The organism is Thiomicrorhabdus aquaedulcis (genome assembly GCF_004001325.1).
Taxonomy (GTDB): Bacteria; Pseudomonadota; Gammaproteobacteria; order Thiomicrospirales; family Thiomicrospiraceae; genus Thiomicrorhabdus; species Thiomicrorhabdus aquaedulcis.
Window position 1 is genome coordinate 1,912,730 of record NZ_AP018722.1, and the last position, 22,010, is coordinate 1,934,739.

Here is a 22,010-nt window from a genome sequence, read left to right on the forward strand (position 1 = left end):
ACTCTTAATTCATGCCATCTTAAATAACATAAGACTTTTGCACGGATGGATGGTTGGCTAAGATGATTAACAGGCTAATACCGCGCTGCTTTAAAAATGCCTTTAATACCCTAAAAATTCATTGACTGTTTTAGCGTTGGCAACCGCCAACATATCAACCTCTAAACCACCGACAATAAATACCACACCATTAGACTGCGGTGGCAAACTGGCTTTAAAGTCTTTAAGCAAGGCGGCTTGTTGTTTGCCCTGGGCAGGCAGTGTAAAAACGTATCCCAATGGTGCGCCCGAAACCCACACACCACTCGTCTGCCAGCACCAACCAGGTAACTTATAATTTTTAGACACCAAGGTAACAGATAGATTTTGCAAAGTTGTTGGCAATGGTAATGTCGGCATTTTCACATCATTAAACAAAACCAATCCGGCTAAAGCCGGGCTTAACTCATTTAAAATGGCCTCAATAACCTGAACTTTTTCATCGTTTAAGTCTGAGTCGACCGCCAAATAAAACCGAAACCCGCTAGCAAGGTCCAATCCTAAATCGCCCGCTAATGCATGCAATACATGGCCTTGCCAGGTCATCCACTGCTCTTGCGGCACCAATACCACATGATAAGCATTGGCGTAAAATTCAAAATACCACTCACTTGGCATGTCTTCTGGGTAAAACGTACCCTCCCAAGAAGGGTGCAACCAGCCAAAAGTACCCATTTGTAAATTTTCTAAATAATTCAATATTGCCTCAAAAAAACATGTCAATAAATTAAACAATGAGACCTTTGCACGAGTGAGGTGCGAGGAAAAATGAGATAAAATTTGCCTAATTGCGGCGGAAAACGCAGTGAATAGCGGGCTATTCGCAAGGTTTTCAACAAAAATAAGGTAAATTTTAGCCATTTTTTACCGTGCCTTGACTCGTGCAAAGGTCTCACAATGGTAAAGCCGGTCATTTTAACGTGAGTTAGATGAATAAACAGTAAAAATTGTTTTTTTACCACCTCGGTACTTTTAGTCTGATTAAATACTAGACCTAATAGGTCACAAATTTGTACACGCAAACGCCTAACAATAAATAACACCCCTCTTTGCACAAATTTTCTTTATAATGTTCCAACATTTTTTATTATGAGCCCTGTCCAAATCATGTCAACTACCCTTTTACTGCCCATTATTGCTCTTATTATCGGTTTGATTATCTTAGTATGGAGCTCGGATATTTTTATTGACGGCGCGGCAAGTACCGCAAAACATTTTAATATATCGCCTCTTATTATTGGAATAGTGGTGTTAGGTTTTGGCACCTCGATGCCAGAAATGCTAGTGTCTACCATGGCGGCATTAGACAACAGCCCAGGCATTGCCATTGGCAACGCAGTAGGCTCTAACATTGTTAACATTGGACTGGTGCTGGGCGTAACCGCTTTGATTGCACCCATTTTGGTTAAATCATCTTTGCTTAAACGTGAACTGCCCGTATTGCTATTGGTGTCGCTGATTGCCTACGGCCTTATTTTAGACGGCACCTTGAGTGTCACAGATGGCATTATCTTAATCATCTTGCTGATAGCCACGTTAGTTTGGATGATTAAGGTGAATAAAAACATCGATCCCAGCGACCCATTAGCCGACGAAACATTAAGTGAAGTCAATTCTATGCCAACACTTTCACTAAGAAAAGGCATCTTGTTTTTAATAATAGGCCTGACGATTTTAATTTTAAGCGCCAAAACCATGGTGTGGGGCGCGGTCGAAATTGCACACGCATTTGGTGTACCCGAACTGATTATTGGGCTTACCATTATTGCCGTAGGCACGAGCTTACCAGAACTGGCCGCATCGATATCGGCCGCGCTTAAAAATGAAGCCGATTTGGTCATTGGTAACATTGTAGGTTCTAACTTATTTAACATTTTAGCGGTACTGGCCGTGCCGGCTATTTTGTCGCCTTCGACCCTCGACCGCAGTATACTAACGGTCGATTTTCCAGTAATGCTGGGTTTTACCGCAGTAATGCTGCTAATGGCACTGCCGTATAAAGGACAAGCACTGGTCAACGCCCCCAAAGGTTTACTGCTTTCTTTGGCTTTTGTAGCCTATTTAGGCGTGTTGTACGTCCGCACAGTGACCGCCTAACGCAACCACTTAATATTAAAAAAGAGACACACCATGCACATAGCCGAGCATTTGCGCCAAAAAGCCCAAAAATTAAACTGTTAATTTTAGACGTAGACGGTGTGTTAACCAATAACTACCTAACCTACAGCGACGACGGCCAAGAACACAAAGCGTTTTACACGCGCGACGGTCATGGCATGGTACTGTTGCAAAAAAGTAACGTGGATATTGCCATCATCACCGGACGTAAATCGCAATTAGTGGCGCATCGCATGCGCGATCTTAAAGTAAAGCATGTACATCAAGGCGTGCCCGACAAACTCCCAACTTTTCTTAAACTGGTCGACGAACTGGGCTTAAACCTAGAACAAATTGCTTACATTGGCGACGACATTATTGACCTACCTATTTTAAAACGAGTCGGGTTAAGCGTGACCCCACAAGATGGCGACACCGAGGTTAAATCTCGCGTAGACTACACATCACCGTTTAACGGCGGCCAAGGTTGTGTGCGTGAAGTGTGCGAGATAATTATGCGCTCACAAGACACTTGGCAACAACACATGGACTTTTACTTAAGAGACTTAGATTAATATGCTCTCACGGTTAGTGCGTTTATCGCCACGGAGTGAATAAAAGATGCGGTTGTCTCGATTTAAATTTGTTCTCATTGCACTCAGCTTAGCCGGGGCAACGCTGTGGATTACCAAACATCAAAATCAAAACGCGACTCACTTAGCCAGCGCAAAGGCTCCTTTAAGTTACAGCTGGCAATCTAACCACAGCACCACTTGGCAAATAGACCGCGCCACTCCCCAAAAGCAAACGCTTATTTACACTCAACAAATGAACTACCAAGACACCAGCCAGCGCAGTGACTTTAGTTACCCCTTTGTACTGCTAATCGACGCTCAACAGCACACTAAAATTCAAAGTCAAACCGGCTTTAGTGAACACAATCAGATTATTCACTTTGAAAAAGAGGTATTAATTACCCAATTTGAGCCAAAAAACCCAGAACAAAATAAAACCCTAAGCACCCAAAGCATCACTTATAATGCGCAGACCAACCAGGTTAGCACAAGCGCACCGGTGGTTATAAAGCAACCGCAAGGCACGCTCACCGGAACCGGGTTAAACGCCAATTTAGAAACGGGTTATTATCAACTTTTGTCCAATGTAACCGGCGTATATCAACCGCAATCCCAGCCTTAATACGCAAGCAGCTTGATAATTGGGTTTAACTTTAAGGCTTAACTTTAGAACGTCCTTAAGGTCTTTTGGGATTTAATATAGGCTTTAATATAGGTTCACATTTATGTCGCATTTAAAAACGCTTTTAACACTGGCTCTTATAAGCTATTTAGCCTATGCGCCCAAAGCACTGGCCGTAGAAACCCCTAAACCTTCCAATGTCCCCGACGAACAACAGCCCGTTCACATTTTGGCCGACCGCCTAGAAGTCGATGAAGGCAAAGGCAAAAGCATTTACTCTGGCCACGTGATCATCACCCAAGGAAGCATGACCTTAACCGGTGAAACCATTACGGTAATCCACCCCAATAACCAAGTACAAACCATTGTTTCGGTGGGCAAACCCTCTACGTTTAAACGCTTTAATCCAACTGACCAGGCCTGGTTAAAAGGTCACGCCAATCAAATTGACTATCACGCCATAAAAAACACCGTCTTATTACAAGGCAATGCACAGGTTGAACAACCTGGCGACCATATTATTAGTGGTCCACAATTATTTTACGACATGGCTCAACAAACCCTAAAAGCGCAAAGTACCGCGCAAGAAAAACAACGTATTTCGGTGACTATTAACCCGGCAAGCGCACCAGAAGGCAGCGCAAAACCACCAGCAACACAAACGCCACAACCTTAAAGTTCAAGCACACTAGGCACCTCAACAACCTAATTCACAAGGCGACACTATGGCGCATTTTTACGCTCGCAACCTAGCCAAAAGCTACAAAAAAGACAAGTGGTCACCTCGGTCGATTTAGACGTGTACAGCGGTCAAGTGGTGGGGTTGCTAGGGCCAAACGGCGCCGGTAAAACCACCACGTTTTATATGATGACGGGGCTTATTGAAAACGACAAAGGGCAAATCTTTTTAGACGACACTGAAATCAGCGCCCTGCCCATTCACAAACGCGCCCAACTGGGCATTGGTTATTTACCTCAAGAAGCCTCGGTGTTTCGTAAACTCACCGTCACTCAAAACATTATGGCCATTTTAGAGATGCGCCCAAATTTAACCCCCACACAACGCCAAACCTTGTTTGAAAACCTGGTAGACGATTTGCAAATAGGCCATATTTTAGACCAACCTGGCCAAGCCTTATCGGGTGGCGAACGCCGTCGTGTAGAAATTGCCCGTGCACTTGCAATGGAGCCCAGTTTTATTTTACTGGACGAACCCTTTGCGGGCGTTGACCCTATTTCGGTTAAAGACATTCAAAACATCATCATTCACCTTAAACACAAAACATTGGGGTGCTCATTACCGACCACAACGTACGTGAAACCTTAGGCGTGTGCGACCACGCCTACATTTTGCACGCGGGAACCATTTTAGCCTCTGGCACGCCCAGCGAAGTGTTAGAGCATGCAGAAGTACGCCGTGTTTACTTAGGCGAGCATTTCCAATAAAGTCGCGTTAAGCACCCCTTGACCATAGAAGTCCAATTTTTTGCGCTACCGCATCTTAAGTACGCTTTGTTAAAAAACCAATAACCTTTGAGTAAAATCTGGTGTTATACTAAAAACGAATACAGTTTTAAGCGCCGCCAATTTATAATAATTGGCCTTCAAGAAAAGAACTCCGTATAAATAAAAACGGTCTCTAACTCTTGACCAGCCTTAAAATTTAGCACAACCTCATCGCAAAATTACAAAACCAAGGAGCGATACCATGCAAATCAATATCACAGGCCACCACATTGACGTTACCGACGCACTTCGTAACTACGTTACCGAAAAAATGGGCAAACTTGCACGTCACTTTGATCACGTTACCAACGTTCACGTCATTTTGACCGTTGAAAAACAAGAGCAAAAAGCCGAAGCCACCGTTCACGTTTCTGGTGCAGATTTATTTGCCCACCACATCACGGATGATATGTATGCTTCTTTAGACGGTTTAGTGGATAAATTAGACCGCCAAATCATCAAACACAAAGAAAAAATTAGCAGCCACAACCAAAAATCCGGTGGCGTTAAAAACATGCTGGTAGCTGAAGAAGCGTAATTAAACTACCTTTCAAGCACATAAAAAAACGCCTTACGGCGTTTTTTTTTACCTAACAAGACTGTATACAATTATTTTACATAACACCCCGCCAGTTGCACATACATGTCATATTGTATTGCTACAATACAGAGTTGTATAAACAATTTAAATCAAGGCCTTTGCACAGGAGTCCACATGGCGCAAACTTTTCCGTCCATTGACAAAGCCAAACTGACCGAACAACTTCTGCGTGCCGTAGACGCACAAAGCTACGAGCTTATTAAAGATTTGTTTGCGCATTTGGTGGCCGAAGAAATTGCCGAACTGCTCGAATCAACTCCACCTAAAGCCCGTCATGAACTTTGGGCGTGCATTGACCCTGAGCAACAAGGCGAAATTCTTACTCACACCAACGATGAAGTACGCGCCAGCATTCTCGAAAAACTCGAAGCGCACGAAATTGTTGAAATGACCGAGGAGCTCGAAACCGACGACATCACCGACATTGTTCAATCGCTGGATAAAGATGGTCAAAAAGCCTTTTTAGAAGCGCTTCCCGATGAAGACCGCTCGGCCATAGAAACCGCTCTAACCTTTCCCGAGGACACCGCCGGGGGAATGATGAGCGATGACTTCATCTCTATTCGTGCCGACATCAGCTTGGACGTGGTACTGCGTTATTTACGCAAGCTGGGTAAACTTCCCGAATCGACCATTGAATTATTTGTGCGTGATCGTGATGACCACTATGTGGGCACGCTCAAACTTACCACCCTGCTCACCACCGATGGCGACACCTTAGTGGCCGATGTACTCGAAACCGACCGTCCGGTAATTCACGCATTTATGCCCGAAAAAGAAGTGGCGCAATTGTTCGAAAAAAAGGACTTAATTTCAGCCGCCGTTGTTAACGATCATAACCAAATATTAGGGCGTGTTACCATTGATGACGTGGTAGATATTATTCGTGAAGAAGCCGAACACGCGCAAATGGCCAGCGCAGGTTTGGACGAAGACGAAGACATTTTTGCCCCCGCACAGCGCGCCGCCAAACGACGCACCTTTTGGCTGGGTATTAACTTAATTACCGCTATTTTTGCCTCAATGGTTATTGGGTTATTTGAAGCCTCCATTGAAAAAATTGTAGCTCTTGCCGTGCTTATGCCCATTATCGCGAGCATGGGCGGCATTGCCGGTACGCAAACGGCCACCATTGTTATCCGAGCCTTGGCCACGGGTAAATTAGGTAAAAGCAACAGTCGTTCTTTGCTTATAAAAGAAACCAGTGTAGGCTTTTTAAACGGTGTTATTTGGGCGGCGGTAACCGGTCTTGCCGTACAATTGTGGTTTGACGATTGGGCACTTAGCGCCATATTTGCCACCGCCATGATGATAAACCTTTTGGCCGCTGCGTTTGCGGGCGCGATGATTCCATTGGTATTGCAGCGGATGAAAATTGACCCCGCCCTAGCCTCTGGACTGATGCTTACCACCGTGACCGATTCGTTAGGTTTTTTTGTCTTTTTAGGCTTAGCGACAATTGTTTTAATTTAAGCGGTTTTAATTTGCCTTTAAAACCCTGACAACAGCATGACGGTTTTAACATTCTGCTTAAAATTACTTGAACGCAAGGGATATTACCCTTATAAATGTCACAATTATTTAATTAATACAAACACCCTAAATGAGAATTTTTGCATGAATAAAAAACTATTAAGCCTTTTTATCGCGGGCGGTTTAATCACCTTAACAGGTTGTTCAACCAACCAATACAAAACCGAAGAGGAGCGCGGTACTGAAAAAAACGTTATTACGGCCGCTGCCGCAATTGGTGGGATGTTAGCCGCTAACGCCCTAGGTGTGGACAGCAACATCGGCAAGGTAGCTGTAGGCGCAATTACTGGATTTACCGCCCGTGCGGTGTACGATGAAGTCAACAAAGGCACAGCATCTGATCCAAATACTACAGTTACGCCGGTCCAAATTGATGGCCAGCAGTACATTCAAGTTGAAGTAAAAAACGTCAACTTTCAGTCAGGCTCTGCCAATTTAGCCCCCAGCGAGTTAGGCCGTTTATTGCCCATCATTCAAACCATGACCAGTCATCCTAATACAAAGGTTCATATTGAAGGCCACACCGATTCAGACGGCTCTAATGAATTTAACCAACAACTGTCTGACAGCCGAGCACGCAATGTGTCGTTTTATTTAATGGACAATGGCATCAGCCGTGATCGCATTGTCACCTATGGCTACGGCGAAGAACGCCCCATTGCCAGCAACAGCACCCCAGAAGGCAAACGTGAAAACCGTCGCGTAACCTTTTTAATTAGCGAAAACTAAGCCGTTGTCTTGAGTGGTTATTTAAAACCAAAACGGATCTATTGTGAACATTTAACCAGGCCTGGTCAAAGCCCTAAACCCAAAAGCCACTCAATTGAGTGGCTTTTTATGCGCTTAATAGCCCCACAAAGGCTTTTAATTGTAAAAGCGACAATGGCTTACTAAAAAAATAACCTTGAAACTGCCTACAACCAAAAAGCAATAACTGATTAAACTGCTCCTCTGTTTCAACGCCCTCGGCTATGACCCCAATCCCAAAGTTTTTACTTAAATCGACAATGGCTTTAACCATAATAGAATCCGACTCATCGGTCATTAAATCCCTAATAAAAGATTGGTCGATTTTAATTTCGTTTACCGGCAGACGCTTTAAATAGCTTAACGAAGAATAACCGGTACCGAAGTCATCCAGCGAAATATGAATACCCAGCTCTTTAAGCACGTGCAATTTATGAATCGTATCGACAACATCGTTTAACAATACACTTTCTGTAATTTCAAGTTTAAGCTGGGCAGGCTTTAGCCCCGCTTGTTTTACAATTTCACAGACTTGTTCAATAAAATTAGGTTGCCACAGTTGTTTGGCGCTGATGTTGACACTGACGGTCATATCTTTAAGTATTGGATGACTTTGCCAACTCGTTATTTGCTGGCAAGCATGCGTTAACACCCATATACCAAGCGGTAAAATCAACCCTGTTTCCTCGGCCATCGGAATAAAGTCCGAGGGTGAAATGTACTCGACCAACGCCAAATCCTTGTTTGGACTTGGCACGGGCCAACGAATTAAGGCCTCTAAGCCAATAATGCGTCGTTCGTCATTAAACTGTGGCTGGTAAAAAAGCTCAAATTGATTTTGACCGATGGCCTTACGAAAATTATTTTGTAACTGTTGAGCCGCCCAAAGGTCTTGTTGCATGCTGGGGTCAAATATCACCGTTTGGTTACGACCCTCGGTTTTAGCACGATACAGTGCTAAATCTGCCAACTTTAACAGCTCATCCACCTCGGTAAAATTGCGGCCGTTAAAAATGACCACCCCAATACTGGCGGTTAACTGATGCTCAACATGAATGCCTTTTTCAACCCCTGGTATATTAGACGTTAAAAAAAACGGCTTAGACAAAGCCATGTGAACGTGTTTTGCAATATCAAATACTTGCTGAGCGGCAGCCGAATGATTTAAATCAAGCTTATTAATCACCATGACAAATTCATCACCACCAAAACGCGCAATGGTATTTTCTTGAACAATGGCCGCTTTTAATCGATGTGCCACCTCAACCAACAATAAATCGCCAAATGCATGACCTTGTGTGTCGTTAAGCATTTTAAAATTATCTAAATCCAAAAACATCACCGCCGCAACAGAATGATGTTGTTGGTTATAAATAATAGTACGCTCTAGGCATTGGTGTAACAAACGACGGTTAGGCAAAGAGGTTAAAGGGTCATAAAAAGCAAGTTGTTCAATTTGATGTTTATCGTATTTTTGTTGCGTAATGTCCTGCGCCGCGCCAATCATTCTAAGCGGTTTGCCCAAGGCGTCCCGTTCAACCACCTCACCCCGATCAAGCACCCAAATAACCTGACCATCGGGGCGATGAATCCTAAACTCAGCACAATATTTTGAATCGCCTTCAAGACAGTTTTTAAGTGCCGTTTGCACCTTGGCACGGTCCTCAACCAAAATACACGCTTCAAAATCATCAAAGCTAGACTGACTTTCATTTAAACCCGTTAAGGTGAACCAATACTGGTTGTGAAACACTTTTCCGGCATTAATATCCCAATCCCAAACACCTTCTTGTGTTGTTTCAAGCACGTAGTTTAGGCGTTTTTCATTAAACTCGGCTTGAATTTTAAGCCGCTTAATGTCGGTGATATCTTTGGCAATCACCAAAATATTCACCTCTTCATCGGCATTTTTAAAGGGCACTTTGTACGATAAAAAATGCCTAACCTCGCCGGTTTTGGCGTCGGTTGAATCTTCGTAAACCACTTCGGCTTTAAAAGAGCGCATCACCGCTTGAACATTTTCTAAGAAAAAATTGGACTGCTCTTGATTGCCGGTAAAATAGCCATCGTCATGTCCGAGCATTTTATCTGGGGTTGTATTGTAGAGGGTTGCACAGGCTTGATTGGCGTAAATAAATTTACCGTGCCAATTTTTACAATAATTGGGTCTGTATTGGTGTTGATGATTAGCTCCAAAAAGGCAACTCTTTCTTGCTCTGTCATTGGCTTCATAACACAACACTCTTGCTTTAATGTTTAGTATTGTAGTCTAGCCTAAACGCTTTTAAAAGAGTGCTACATCAAACAAAAACTCAATTCTAAATAAGTCTAAATAAGAACAAAATAACGAAAATAACACTATTTTTAAACCTGACTTTGACCAGGCCTGGTCAAATGCCATAAACCAAAAAGCCACTCAATTGAGTGGCTTTTTGGTTTATGGCTGCTGGCTCTTGATTGTTGATTATTGAGAACAACAATCAGTGTTCGCGAATGGCCACAAATTTAAGATTAGGCCAACGCTCTTCTATTAGGCTTAAATTAACGCGCGTAGGCGCAATGTACACCAACTGGTCTGCTCCGTCGTAGGCGACGTTTTCGACCACTTTGGCGGTAAATTTTTCAATTTCGGCCGGTTCTCCCACCACCCAACGGGCGGTGGAAACGTTAACGGGTTCAAATAAGCAATTTACGTTGTATTCGTCCATTAAACGCTGTGCGACCACTTCAAATTGCAAAATACCCACTGCGCCCAAAATTAAATCGTTGTTGCTCACTGGGCGAAACAGCTGGGTTGCCCCTTCTTCGGACAACTGCGTTAAGCCTTTTTGCAGCGATTTCATTTTCATGGGGTCTTTTAAACGCGCCCGACGAAACAGCTCGGGGGCAAAGTTAGGAATCCCGGTAAACTTCAAATCTTCACCCTGGGTAAAGGTGTCACCAATTTTTATGGTGCCGTGGTTGTGCAAGCCAATAATATCACCCGGAAACGCCTCTTCGGCCTGTTCACGCTTATTGGCCAAAAACGTAATGGCTTTACTCACTTTAACTTCTTTACCCAGACGTACGTGTTTAAGCTTCATGCCTTTTTCGTATTGCCCAGAAACAATGCGCATAAACGCAACACGGTCACGGTGCGCGGGATCCATATTGGCCTGAATTTTAAAGATAAATCCGGTTAGTTTCTCTTCACTGGGCGACACCGTGCGTGTTTCGGTGTCGCGCCCACGCGGTTGGGGTGCGTATTTCACAAATCCGTCCAACAACTCTTGCAAGCCAAAGTTGTTTACCGCCGAGCCAAAAAACACCGGAGTGAGTTCGCCGGCTAAAAATGCCTTTAAATCAAATTCATGGCTCGCACCGCGCACCAGCTCAATCTCATCGCGCAACTCTTGCGCCTGAGCGCCAATAAGCTCATCCAAGCGCGGATTATTAATTCCAGCAATTAACTCGCCTTCGGCCGCACGCAAGGTATCGGTCACGGCAAACAAGCGAATGGTGTCGTTATAAAGGTGATAAATCCCCTTAAAACGTTTACCCATACCAATTGGCCAGGTCATAGGGGCGCAGTTAATTTTTAACACGCTTTCGACTTCGTCAAGTAAATCAATCGGCTCACGACCTTCGCGGTCCAGCTTGTTAATAAACGTTAAGATAGGGGTGGTGCGTAAACGACAGACTTCCATGAGTTTAATGGTACGGTCTTCAACCCCCTTGGCCACGTCAATCACCATCAGCGCCGAATCGACCGCCGTGAGCGTACGATAGGTGTCTTCTGAGAAGTCTTCGTGTCCAGGCGTGTCCAACAGGTTCATCATAACATTGTCGTACGGAAACTGCATGACCGACGAGGCGATAGAGATACCACGCTCCTGCTCCATCTTCATCCAGTCCGAGGTCGCACCACGGTCGGTTTTACGGCTTTTAACCGCGCCAGCCATCTGAATCGCACCGCCGTACAACAGCAGTTTTTCGGTAACAGTGGTTTTACCCGCATCGGGGTGAGAAATAATTGCAAAAGTCCTTCTTTTAGAGGATTCGAGCTGAAGTGTCGCATTAGTCATTAAATCAATTCTTCTTGTTTTGCACGGTGATCGCAGTGGCTTAAACAGCCACTATTGTGGGGTCGAGAAAGCACAGCTTTGGCATGTTAATTATTGGCGTGTATTCTCGCTGATATTGACCTAAGACACAATCTAAGGTTTTGAATACGATTGTTTTCTATTTTATTTAGGAACGGCTTGCGCCGCCTTTAACAGTACAATACACGCAATCAACATTAAGAGTTTTTGTCAGATGTCACAAATATTTAGTAACTCCGCCATCAGCCGAGCCTTATTGTTGCTTATTGTCGGCTTGGGTATTTACTTTTTTTATGGATTTTTAGTGCCTGTATTGGCCGCTCTCATTATTTACTTTGCTAGTTGGCCACTGTATCAACGCTTGCTAAAACGCTGTAATAACAAAAAAATAATCGCCGCCAGCTTGGCGCTTTCGGCCATGATTCTAGGGTTAATTATTCCGTTGACCCTTGTATTTTCTTATGCCATCGAGGAAGTGCAGGCCTGGGTAGCCTGGTTAACCCATGCCAACCAATATGGTGCCGCTGTGCCTTCATGGATTCAAGCATTGCCTATGATGGGCGATTGGCTTGGTAAACAATGGACTCTTTACTTAGGTGAGCCACAAGCATTAGGACACATTATTGGCGTGGTTAGCGGTGATCACATTACCGGCATATCTCGCTGGTTAATTATGTTTGGTTGGGACACCATGGGCTTTATGCTCACTCTATTGTTTATGCTCATTACTTTGTTCTTTTTGTACAAAGACGGCGATGTACTCGCCGCCCAACTGGACACCATTGGTGAGCGAATGTTACCCACTCGCTGGCAAAGGTTTTCACGAGTGGTGCCAGCCACCGTCAGCTCTACCGTTATAGGCATGACCATTATTGCGATTGGCGAAGGCTTTGTACTAGGCATCGCTTATTGGATTGCTGGCGTGCCGTCACCCATTGCCTTTGGGGTGCTAACCGCGTTTATGGCGCTGATTCCGGGTGGTGCACCACTGGCGTTTACTCTGCTTTCACTCTACCTGGTTGGTACAGGTGATTTTACCGCTGGCGCTGGACTGTTTATGTGGGGTGTGATTGAACTCTTTATTGTCGATAAAACCATTAGACCACATCTAATAGGTGGCCCCATTAAGTTGCCCTTTTTACCCACATTTTTTGGATTAATTGGCGGCATCAAAACCATGGGCTTAGTAGGACTGTTTGTCGGCCCGGTCTTAATGGCTTTATTGGTAGCGATGTGGCGCGAATGGCTTTTGGATGAAACCGAGGTATAAAAAGCCAGAACCCATATTGCGGTTCTGGCTTAAGTGCCAGATAACATCTTGACCAGGATACCAGGCTTAACCAGGCCTGGTTAAACGTTATTTAGTCAATAACACTAAGCTTTATCAACTTGTTTTTGGGCTATCAACGCTTCTTTTTGGGCTTCTTTCGCTTCACGCTTGGCTTCTTGCTCTAAAAAATAGCGCTGTAACTCTGCTTCTTCTTGTCCAGAATCTACACCTTCTTTGGGTGCTTTCATTAAGTCTTCGCGTGACAGACCTAACCACAAAGCAACCGACGTGGCCACATAGGTGGATGAAAAGGTCCCCACAACAATGCCCACAATTAACGCCGCTGCAAACCCACTGATGATTTCGCCGCCTAAGACAAACAAGGCCATTAACACCAGTAAAGTGGTCATTGAGGTCATGATGGTACGTGAAAGCATCTCGTTAAGCGCCAAGTTAGTGACATCAAAGGGGGTGCCTTCGGTGCGAATTCTAAAGTTTTCACGCACTCGGTCAAAGACCACAATGGTGTCGTTAATAGAGTAACCAATGACCGCCAAAAGCGCGGCAATCACGGTTAAATCAAATTGCATTTGCGTCCAAGCAAACAAGCCCACGGTAATGATTACGTCGTGCACCAAGGCCAATACCGCGCCCACAGAAAAACGCCATTCAAAACGTAATGCCACATAAATTAAAATACCAAACAGCGCATACAACACGGCTAAAGCACCATCTTCGGTAAGCTCTTCGCCCACTTGTGGCCCTACAAATTCAACACGACGTAACGTCATGTTGGCTTCATCCATTTTTAAGGTGTCCATAATTTGGTTACTGAGTTGCGCCGAGTTTAATCCTTCACGCGGGGCAATTCTAATTAACACCTCTTCAACTGAACCAAAATGCTGCACCACCGCATCGCCATAGCCATTTTGGGTTAAGCGCGTTCTAATTTGCGACAGTTCAACCGCCTGAGGATATGAGACTTCAATCAGTGTGCCACCGGTAAAATCAATACCCAGATTTAAACCTTTAAACCATAAACCCCCTAAAGAGCCAATAATTAAAATGGTCGATAGAACAACCGCATAAAAGCGTTTGCCCATAAAATCAATAGTTTTGTTGGTTGTTTGATTACTCATGTTACATCCTAAATTGAAATTTTAGTCACGTCACGTTTGTTGCCGTACAGTAAGTTAATAATGGCACGCGAACCTACAATGGCGGTAAACATCGAGGTTAAAATCCCGATTGACAACGTAATTGCAAAGCCTTTAACCGGCCCTGAACCAAAGCTAAATAATAATACAGCCGCCAATAGGGTTGTAATATTGGAGTCGGCAATGGTCACAAACGCTTTTTCATAACCAGCATGAATGGCCGCTTGTACCGATCCATTTTTAAGCTCTTCACGAATACGCTCAAAAATAAGCACGTTGGCATCCACCGCCATACCCACGGTTAACACAATTCCGGCAATACCAGGCAACGTCAAAGTAGCTTGCAACATAGACAGAACCGCAACAATCACCACTACGTTAAGCATGAGCACTACGTTAGCCACCAACCCTGCGACTTTGTAGCGCCAAACCATCAAAATTAACACTAAAACAAACCCAACAATCACCGACATAAGTCCTTGGTTAATGTTGTCTTGCCCTAGGCTTGGCCCCACGGTACGTTCTTCAACAATTTCCATGGGCGCGGCTAAGGCTCCGGCGCGCAACAATAACGCCAAATCTTGTGCTTCTTGCGGTGAATCCAAACCAGTAATTTGAAAACGATCGGCAAACTGTCCACGAATCACAGCGGCATTAATCACGTCTTTTGTGGTGATACGCACTTTGGTCTTTACACCGTTTTCTTCGACCGTTTCAACGCGGTTTTCAATAAACACCACCGCCATACGATTACCGACATTTTGCTTGGTGGTGGCCAACATTTTACGTCCACCCGCACCGTCCAATGTCACGTTAACCATGGCCGAGCCTTGTTGCGAATCAATGCCCGATGAGGCGTTAATCACGTTTTCACCGCTAACAATCACACTGCGTTGCAATAAAATTGGCTTGCCATCTCTAAACTGATACAGCAATGCCCCGTTGGGAGCAAAGCCGCTTTTTTGCGCGCGATACGGGTCGCCTTTTTCTTCGACCATTCTAAATTCAAGTGTGGCGGTAGCGCCTAAAATCTCTTTAGCGCGTGCGGTGTCTTGCACACCGGGTAATTGCACGACAATACGGCGATCGCCCTGTTGCTGAATAACCGGCTCGGCTACGCCTAACTCGTTAATACGATTGCGTAACGTGGTTATGTTTTGTTGCAATGCAAACTTTTGAATTTCGGTGGCGGCTTTAGGCAACAAAACCAGTTTAACAGTAGGTGCAGCCGTGTCTTCTACAGTGGTGGTGCTAAATTGCTCACTGTATGTTTCGGTCAGTTTAAGCAGGCCTGCTTGCAAGGTTTGCATATCTTTAAACTGAACATTTAAGGTACGGTCTTGTACTTCTACATTAACGTAGCGCACGGCGGCTTCACGCAACACGCCTTTAATTTCGTCTACATGACGCTCATAAGCTTTGTCGACTGCCGCGTCCATGTCTACGTCCATTAAAAAGTGGACACCGCCGCGTAAATCAAGCCCTAAATACATGGGTTTTGCGCCCAGTGCACTTAAAAAATCGGGGGTTGCTGGCGCTAAATTTAGTGCGACTACCGCTTGACGGCCTAAGGTTTCTTTAACCACTGACTGCGCTTTAAGCTGGTCTTCGGTATTATTAAAACGAATTAAAAAACGACCATTTTCAAACTCTAACGACTTAACCGCTAAACTGGCTTGGCTTAAGGCTTTTGTTACGCTGTCTTGCGTGTCGGCATTAAATACCATCGATTTTGCTGGGGTAATTTGCACCGCAGGATCATCACCAAATAAGTTGGGTAACGCGTAGGTTAAACCAATGATGGTAACCACAATCAGCAGCAGGTATTTCCATGCCGGATAAGTGTTGGTTATGAGGGTTTGTCGTGTTTGAAACATCGCATTCTTCTCGTATTGATTCAAAAAACCGTTGCTCTTCTTAATACTGGTCAACGTTCTCTAGAAACTAAAAACAACAAAAGGGGCTTAAAGCCCCTTTTAATGAAACGGCAATTTACTCGCCTTTTAAGGTGCCTTTTGGCAATAAACGCGAAATAGTTTGACGCTCGATTTTAACCACCACATTGTCGGCGATTTCAACGTCGCAAAAGCCGTCGTTCATTTCACGGACTTTACCGGCCAAACCGCCGTAAGTGACCACTTCGTCGCCTTTTTTAATGGCTTCAACCAACGCTTTGTGTTCTTTTACTTTTTCTGTTGTGGGCGAATTAATAAAAAATAAAACACCACAAACAACAATACTAAAGGAATAATCCCTTCCCAACCGCCGCCTACGCTGGTGGCCGCGCCTTCTGCCATTGCATCACTAATAAAAAAACTCATGCTTTTCTCCTAAGGTTAAAAAATTAATCGCGCTATTTTGGCACAGCCTGCTTAAAAAATCTGCTAAAAATAACCAGGCCTGGTGACTTTAATGCGCTTAGTGGGGTTTAGATCATCATTTAGAGTCTAAAAGTACCGGGACGGGCTGACCAATTCCGGCGTAAAATTCGTCTACAAACGCCTCTAGCCGATGCGCGCTGATCGCCTCACGCAATCCGCGCATTAAATCTTGGTAGTAGTGCAAATTGTGTATGGTGTTTAAACGTGCGCCCTGAATCTCTTTGCACTTATCTAAATGGTGTAAATAGGCGCGAGTGTAGTTTTGGCAGGTGTAGCATTGGCACTCGCTGTCAATCGGCTCAAGGCTGATTTTGTGTTTGGCGTTACGAATTTTAACCACCCCTTGGCGTGAAAACAAAAAGCCGTTACGCGCGTTGCGGGTGGGCATGACGCAATCAAACATATCAATCCCCCGACGCACCGCTTCCACCAAATCTTCGGGTTTGCCCACGCCCATTAAATAACGTGGTTTGTCTTTGGGCATGTGCGGCTCGGTAAAGTCCAGCGTTTCCATCATGGCCTCTTTGGGCTCGCCTACCGACAAACCGCCAATGGCGTAACCGTCAAAGCCAATGGCTTTTAACGCGTCAACGGATACTTTGCGCAAATCCTCAAACATACCGCCTTGCACAATACCAAACAGCGCCGCTGGGTTGTCGCCGTGCGCGACTTTAGAACGTTGCGCCCAACGCAACGACAGTTCCATCGACACTTTAGCCATTTCATGAGTGGCGGGATAAGGCGTGCATTCGTCAAAAATCATCACAATGTCCGAACCCAACTTACGCTGTACTTCCATGGACTCTTCTGGCCCCATAAATATTTTAGCGCCGCTGACCGGACTGTTAAACGTCACACCTTCTTCTTTTATTTTGCGCATTTTACCCAGGCTAAACACCTGAAAGCCGCCCGAATCCGTCAAAATAGGACCTTTCCAGTGCATAAAATCGTGTAAATCGCCGTGCAGCTCAATAATGTCCGTGCCCGGGCGCAGTGCCAAATGAAAGGTGTTGCCTAAAATAATCTGTGCGCCAGTAGCTTCGACCTCTTCGGGCGTCATTCCTTTTACCGAGCCGTATGTGCCAACGGGCATAAACGCCGGGGTTTCGACCACGCCACGCGCAAAGATTAATCGGCCACGGCGCGCTCGGCCGTCGGTGGTGTCCAGTTCAAATTGCATGTTTATTCCTAATTAGTGTTTGACCAGGCCTGGTCAACTCAAGTTAACGTGTTGTCGGCGATACGGCGGGCTTTGGAAACACCAGCATGGCGTCACCGTAACTAAAAAATCGATAGTGCTGTTGCACCGCGTGTTGATACGCCGCCATGGTGCGCTCATACCCGGCCAACGCCGACACCAGCATAATCAAAGTTGATTCGGGCAGATGAAAATTGGTGAGCAACACATCCACTTGTTTAAAGTCGTAGCCTGGGGTAATAAAAATATCGGTTTCACCTTGATAGGGTGCTAACTGTCCGCTCGGCGACAAGCGCGAGGCACTTTCTAAACAGCGAACCGACGTAGTGCCCACCGCAATCACTCGACCGCCGTTAGCGCGTGCCGTGCGCACTTGATCCACCAATGTTTGCTCCACCTCAAGGTATTCGGAATGCATGACGTGCTGAGCAATATCGTCCACCTGCACGGGTTTAAAGGTGCCCGCGCCGACGTGCAAGGTGACAAAACCTATATCAACCCCCAGCGCGGCAATGTCGGCCAACATATCGGCATCAAAATGCAACCCCGCCGTGGGTGCGGCCACCGCACCTGGTTTGCTGGAATAGACGGTTTGATAGCGCGTTTTGTCGGCCAATTGGTCTTCAGTACGCTCAATGTACGGTGGCAACGGCATATGACCGTGCGCCTCAATTAAGTCTAAAGCGCTCTGGTGATGATGGACTTTAAGCACAAATAACGCGTCTTTTCGACCCAACACTTCTACTTCAAACGCGTTTTCAATGATGAGCCGCGCCCCCACTTTGGGCGCACGACTGGCGCGAACATGTGCCAGCACCGTGTGCTCATCTACCACGCGTTCAATGAGAAGTTCAATTTGACCGCCACTGGCTTTTTGCCAAATAAACGCGCTGGAATCACCCGTGTGTTGTTAAACACCAATAAGTCATTAGGCTGTAAAAAGTCCAATAGGTCAGGAAACTGCGCATCTTGCAACGCGCCGTCTTCGGTTAATACCAACAAACGACTGCCGCGGCGTTGCGCGGAGGGTTGCTGGGCAATTAGATTGGGTGGCAGTTCAAAAAAGAAATCTTGGCGTTTCATGCGCTCTCAAAGGCTTCGCGCGCACCTGTTTATGGATTTTAACCAGGCTAACGCTTCAATAAAAGGGCGTTATTTTGACTGATTGCACCTGTATTTTCAAGCGCTTATCGCATGCTTAATTATGGCATTTAAACGTTTAAACCTTTTTACCAGGCCTGGTCATTGTCATGTCGCGCTGATTTATAACAATAAACTCGCTTAACGCCTCAGGGCAAATGGGTCGGCTAAACCAATACCCTTGCCCCACATCACACCCCAAGTCGGACAATACTTGACGTTGCTCATCGGTTTCAATCCCTTCAGCCACCACCGTCATAGACAAATCGTGCGCCAAATGAATCATGGCTTTTGCAATCGCAAATTGACGTTTATCGTCAATAATATCAATTACAAACGCACGATCAATCTTTAAGGTATCAAACGGAAACAGCGTTAAATAGTGCAAAGATGAAAAACCGGTACCAAAATCGTCTAAAGCAATTGAAAAACCCCTAGACTTTAACAACTCAATTTTTTCCAAACTGCGCTCTACATTATTAAGTAAAACACTTTCGGTCAGCTCAATTTGCACTCGGGCCAAATCGACACCCAACCGCTCAAACTGCTCAATAGCCCGTTCACAAAAGACCTCATCCGCAAATTGGCGCGCCGAAACGTTAATAGAAAACTTAATATCAACACCCAAAGCCTGCCATTTAGCAATATCCGCACCCGCTTGCGCCATTAAGGTTTCGCTTACCGCACCAATCAAACCCGTTTCTTCTGACACAGGAATAAACACGCCCGGCGATGGCCCATGCGATCCATCGGGTAAAATCCAACGCGCCAACACTTCTGCGCCCACCATTTGACCACTCTTTAACTCAATCAATGGCTGATAATACGGCTTAATACAGTCGGTTTTTAAGGCAGCGCGCAAGCGCGTTTGCATGTCCACCATTTCGGTGGCGTGTTCGGCCATTTCATGAGCAAAAAATGCCATGCTTAAACCCTGGCTTTTGGCCTTAAACATAGCCGCATCGGCGTGCTGAATCAGCGCTTCGGGTGTAACGCCATCGCGTGGATACACCGCAATTCCAGCTGTCGCGCCTATGCTTAAACGATGCCCCTCAATTCTAAAAGGTGCTTCAAGTAACTGATTTATGCGCAACACACAACCTTGTAAAGCGGCGCTGCTAGTTGATTGCTGCGTTACCAACACAAACTCATCACCGCCAAAGCGCGCTATCATGGCTTGCTCTACCTCTAAACAACTGTGCTTAAAACGCCCCGCGACCTCTTGCAATAACGCATCGCCAATTGAGTGCCCATAAGCATCGTTGACATATTTAAACCGATCCAAATCAATAAACAGCACCGCAAATTCACCTGCATGCTCACCATGAATGGTTAATTCGTCAAAATACGTGCTGTTTTGCGCAATTAATTTTTGCATATAATCGCTTAAATAACGTCGATTAGGCAAATCAGTAAGCGGATCAAACAAACCCAAGTGCTCTAACTGATGCTCGGCCAACTTACGCTCTGTAATGTCAATATTAATGGAGCGCACCCCAATAACATGCCCCGAAGGGTCTCTAACCGTGCCGCACAAATGCTCAAGCCAGCGCACCTCGCCATCACGTTTAACCACTCTAAATTCAACTTTTTCAGGCGCGCCATCATCGTTCATGTGATGCGAATGACTTAACCAGGCCTGGCAATCGTCTTTGTAAATAATGGAATCCATAAAGCTTGGGGTTTGATAAAAATCTTCTGGCTGATAACCCGTAATAGACAACACTGCGGGCGACACATACTGATACACACCCTCTACGGTGCGCAACGACACAAACTCTAATGAAAAGTCAGCCACCGCTTTAAACAAAAGTTTTTCGCGTTGATGCTGCTCATTACGCTCATAAATCCACCCCCAAGCTACACCCAAAAACACACTGGCAAACAGCGGTATTAACCAGCCAACTAACCCAGAATCAGACTGAATTACACTATTTTGAATGTACGCAAACGGCAAAATAAACACAAACGCCCAAAACACCGTTTTAACGTAACTTACGCGCGCCAATTTCTTAAACATTTTCACTTAAAACAACAGCCTTTTTAAATTCATTAACTACGATTAATCCATGCAAAAAAGTCACAGACTAAAAATAAAATTTTGTAGAGTATTAGTTATATTTATAGCAGAGTCAAAACAGCATTTTTTATTTGCCGATAAGTTTTAAACCTAGGTAATTATTCTGCCCACACACTTTGGCGGTCACTAACGAACCCATTATTCAAAATTAAGGCATTGTTTTGGTTTTTACAGTTGACAGGCTTAAAACAAGCCACTATAATTCGCGACCACAACATGCACGCCAGTGTGGTGAAATTGGTAGACACGCCGGATTCAAAATCCGGTGCCTTTAAAAGCGTGTCGGTTCGAGTCCGACCACTGGTACCATTAACTTATCGCAAGTTAATGTTTTTTGTTTTGCACAAATCGTTTCACCTCTTTATACAACCGTAGCTCAGTTGGTTAGAGCACTACCTTGACATGGTAGGGGTCGGTGGTTCGAATCCACTCGGTTGTACCAAATAAACGTTTAAAATCAGTAAGTTACAAAAAAATAAGCCACACATCCCTTCTCGATTCACACGCCAATTAAAAAAACTACACGAAAACTACACGCTGACCAATAAACCACATTCGTTGATTTGTAACCAATGTTGCAACCAAACTCATGTCTTCTAGAAAATCTTAACTTATATAAAAAATAGAATTGATTTCAACTGCTTTCTAGACTGGGAGGAGGTTATAAAGATTAGTGCTGAAAGATGTCTATGACGCTCAACAGAGCTCCCATCAATGAACGTTGATGAGTTACTGCTAATAAATAAAATTAATTGCCTCATAAAATAAAAATAATTCATTTATAAAATAAACTTAAGAAATTACTATTTTTTAAAACTAAAGCTTAATAAGATGCAATCAAGCAAATGAAAACCCGTCAAAATGACGGGCTAATTTTTCAAGCATTACAGTGCTTAAGAGATAAATGCTTCGCAAAGTACTGAGCCATTGTGAATTCGCATTTTTTTGAGATATGCGATTAATATTCTAAAAAATAAACGCT

Annotated in this window: 15 protein-coding genes, 2 tRNA genes and 3 pseudogenes; 11 read left to right on the forward strand and 9 right to left on the reverse strand. The window is 44.7% G+C overall.

Annotation, left to right across the window (positions count from 1 at the left end):
* Positions 1 to 102: 102 nt before the first annotated feature.
* Complete coding sequence (locus EP181_RS08745; protein WP_127471299.1) at positions 103 to 738, reverse strand: hypothetical protein; 636 nt, start codon at positions 736 to 738, stop codon at positions 103 to 105.
* Positions 739 to 1,146: 408 nt separating this feature from the next.
* On the opposite strand from EP181_RS08745, the gene EP181_RS08750 reads away from it, so the two are divergent.
* The 8 genes and pseudogenes from EP181_RS08750 (at position 1,147) to EP181_RS08785 (ending at position 7,702) form a co-directional block, all read left to right on the forward strand.
* Positions 1,147 to 2,136 (forward strand): calcium/sodium antiporter, encoded by a 990-nt coding sequence (locus tag EP181_RS08750; protein ID WP_127471300.1) that lies wholly within the window; start codon positions 1,147 to 1,149, stop codon positions 2,134 to 2,136.
* Between the two features lie 83 nt (positions 2,137 to 2,219).
* Positions 2,220 to 2,711 (forward strand): KdsC family phosphatase, encoded by a 492-nt coding sequence (locus EP181_RS08755; RefSeq protein ID WP_420824418.1) that lies wholly within the window; start codon positions 2,220 to 2,222, stop codon positions 2,709 to 2,711.
* Positions 2,712 to 2,757: 46 nt separating this feature from the next.
* Positions 2,758 to 3,333 (forward strand): LPS export ABC transporter periplasmic protein LptC, encoded by a 576-nt coding sequence (lptC, locus tag EP181_RS08760; RefSeq protein WP_127471302.1) that lies wholly within the window; start codon positions 2,758 to 2,760, stop codon positions 3,331 to 3,333.
* A gap of 103 nt (positions 3,334 to 3,436) precedes the next feature.
* Complete coding sequence (lptA, locus tag EP181_RS08765) at positions 3,437 to 4,009, forward strand: lipopolysaccharide transport periplasmic protein LptA (RefSeq protein WP_127471303.1); 573 nt, start codon at positions 3,437 to 3,439, stop codon at positions 4,007 to 4,009.
* A 49-nt stretch (positions 4,010 to 4,058) separates the two neighbouring features.
* A pseudogene (gene lptB / locus EP181_RS08770) lies at positions 4,059 to 4,779 on the forward strand (LPS export ABC transporter ATP-binding protein).
* Between the two features lie 262 nt (positions 4,780 to 5,041).
* Positions 5,042 to 5,377, forward strand: a complete 336-nt coding sequence (hpf, locus tag EP181_RS08775; protein WP_127471304.1) for a ribosome hibernation-promoting factor, HPF/YfiA family — start codon at positions 5,042 to 5,044, stop codon at positions 5,375 to 5,377.
* 177 nt (positions 5,378 to 5,554) lie between these two features.
* Entirely contained in the window at positions 5,555 to 6,913 is a 1,359-nt protein-coding gene (gene mgtE / locus EP181_RS08780; protein WP_127471305.1) for a magnesium transporter, read from the forward strand.
* A 144-nt stretch (positions 6,914 to 7,057) separates the two neighbouring features.
* Positions 7,058 to 7,702 carry an OmpA family protein gene (locus tag EP181_RS08785; RefSeq protein ID WP_172959727.1) on the forward strand — a complete coding sequence of 215 codons (645 nt, stop codon included), beginning with the start codon at positions 7,058 to 7,060 and terminating at the stop codon, positions 7,700 to 7,702.
* Between the two features lie 106 nt (positions 7,703 to 7,808).
* Here the strand turns inward: EP181_RS08785 and EP181_RS08790 are convergent, their stop codons facing one another.
* Complete coding sequence (locus EP181_RS08790; RefSeq protein WP_172959728.1) at positions 7,809 to 9,962, reverse strand: sensor domain-containing protein; 2,154 nt, start codon at positions 9,960 to 9,962, stop codon at positions 7,809 to 7,811.
* Between the two features lie 238 nt (positions 9,963 to 10,200).
* Complete coding sequence (locus EP181_RS08795) at positions 10,201 to 11,784, reverse strand: peptide chain release factor 3 (RefSeq protein ID WP_127471308.1); 1,584 nt, start codon at positions 11,782 to 11,784, stop codon at positions 10,201 to 10,203.
* A 232-nt stretch (positions 11,785 to 12,016) separates the two neighbouring features.
* Between EP181_RS08795 and EP181_RS08800 the strand changes: the two genes are divergently transcribed.
* The gene (locus EP181_RS08800; RefSeq protein ID WP_127471309.1) at positions 12,017 to 13,072 is read left to right on the forward strand and encodes an AI-2E family transporter; all 1,056 of its coding nucleotides are present in this window, start codon (positions 12,017 to 12,019) and stop codon (positions 13,070 to 13,072) included.
* Between the two features lie 104 nt (positions 13,073 to 13,176).
* On the opposite strand, the gene secF is transcribed toward EP181_RS08800, so the two are convergent.
* The 6 genes and pseudogenes from secF to EP181_RS08830 all read right to left on the reverse strand — a co-directional run bounded on the left by secF (position 13,177) and on the right by EP181_RS08830 (position 20,968).
* Positions 13,177 to 14,211 (reverse strand): protein translocase subunit SecF, encoded by a 1,035-nt coding sequence (gene secF / locus EP181_RS08805; protein WP_127471310.1) that lies wholly within the window; start codon positions 14,209 to 14,211, stop codon positions 13,177 to 13,179.
* 8 nt (positions 14,212 to 14,219) lie between these two features.
* On the reverse strand, positions 14,220 to 16,106 hold the full coding sequence (gene secD, locus EP181_RS08810; protein WP_127471311.1) for a protein translocase subunit SecD: 1,887 nt from the start codon (positions 16,104 to 16,106) through the stop codon (positions 14,220 to 14,222).
* Positions 16,107 to 16,221: 115 nt separating this feature from the next.
* A pseudogene (gene yajC / locus EP181_RS08815) lies at positions 16,222 to 16,550 on the reverse strand (preprotein translocase subunit YajC).
* A 115-nt stretch (positions 16,551 to 16,665) separates the two neighbouring features.
* The gene (gene tgt, locus EP181_RS08820) at positions 16,666 to 17,790 is read right to left on the reverse strand and encodes a tRNA guanosine(34) transglycosylase Tgt (RefSeq protein WP_127471312.1); all 1,125 of its coding nucleotides are present in this window, start codon (positions 17,788 to 17,790) and stop codon (positions 16,666 to 16,668) included.
* Positions 17,791 to 17,833: 43 nt separating this feature from the next.
* Positions 17,834 to 18,891: pseudogene (gene queA / locus EP181_RS08825) on the reverse strand (tRNA preQ1(34) S-adenosylmethionine ribosyltransferase-isomerase QueA).
* A gap of 136 nt (positions 18,892 to 19,027) precedes the next feature.
* Positions 19,028 to 20,968, reverse strand: a complete 1,941-nt coding sequence (locus EP181_RS08830; RefSeq protein WP_232023584.1) for a putative bifunctional diguanylate cyclase/phosphodiesterase — start codon at positions 20,966 to 20,968, stop codon at positions 19,028 to 19,030.
* 282 nt (positions 20,969 to 21,250) lie between these two features.
* Here EP181_RS08830 and EP181_RS08835 point away from each other — a divergent pair.
* Positions 21,251 to 21,337: transfer RNA gene (locus tag EP181_RS08835), tRNA-Leu, on the forward strand.
* Between the two features lie 56 nt (positions 21,338 to 21,393).
* A tRNA-Val gene (locus EP181_RS08840) sits at positions 21,394 to 21,470 on the forward strand.
* Positions 21,471 to 22,010 lie beyond the last annotated feature (540 nt).

Coding starts and splice junctions, on each gene's coding strand:
- EP181_RS08750 (WP_127471300.1), top strand. CDS start 1,147: ATGTCAACTACCCTTTTACTGCCCATTATTGCTCTTATTATCGGTTTG.
- lptC (WP_127471302.1), top strand. CDS start 2,758: ATGCGGTTGTCTCGATTTAAATTTGTTCTCATTGCACTCAGCTTAGCC.
- lptA (WP_127471303.1), top strand. CDS start 3,437: ATGTCGCATTTAAAAACGCTTTTAACACTGGCTCTTATAAGCTATTTA.
- hpf (WP_127471304.1), top strand. CDS start 5,042: ATGCAAATCAATATCACAGGCCACCACATTGACGTTACCGACGCACTT.
- mgtE (WP_127471305.1), top strand. CDS start 5,555: ATGGCGCAAACTTTTCCGTCCATTGACAAAGCCAAACTGACCGAACAA.
- EP181_RS08785 (WP_172959727.1), top strand. CDS start 7,058: ATGAATAAAAAACTATTAAGCCTTTTTATCGCGGGCGGTTTAATCACC.
- EP181_RS08795 (WP_127471308.1), bottom strand. CDS start 11,784: ATGACTAATGCGACACTTCAGCTCGAATCCTCTAAAAGAAGGACTTTT.
- EP181_RS08800 (WP_127471309.1), top strand. CDS start 12,017: ATGTCACAAATATTTAGTAACTCCGCCATCAGCCGAGCCTTATTGTTG.
- secF (WP_127471310.1), bottom strand. CDS start 14,211: ATGAGTAATCAAACAACCAACAAAACTATTGATTTTATGGGCAAACGC.
- secD (WP_127471311.1), bottom strand. CDS start 16,106: ATGTTTCAAACACGACAAACCCTCATAACCAACACTTATCCGGCATGG.
- tgt (WP_127471312.1), bottom strand. CDS start 17,790: ATGCAATTTGAACTGGACACCACCGACGGCCGAGCGCGCCGTGGCCGA.
- EP181_RS08830 (WP_232023584.1), bottom strand. CDS start 20,968: ATGTTTAAGAAATTGGCGCGCGTAAGTTACGTTAAAACGGTGTTTTGG.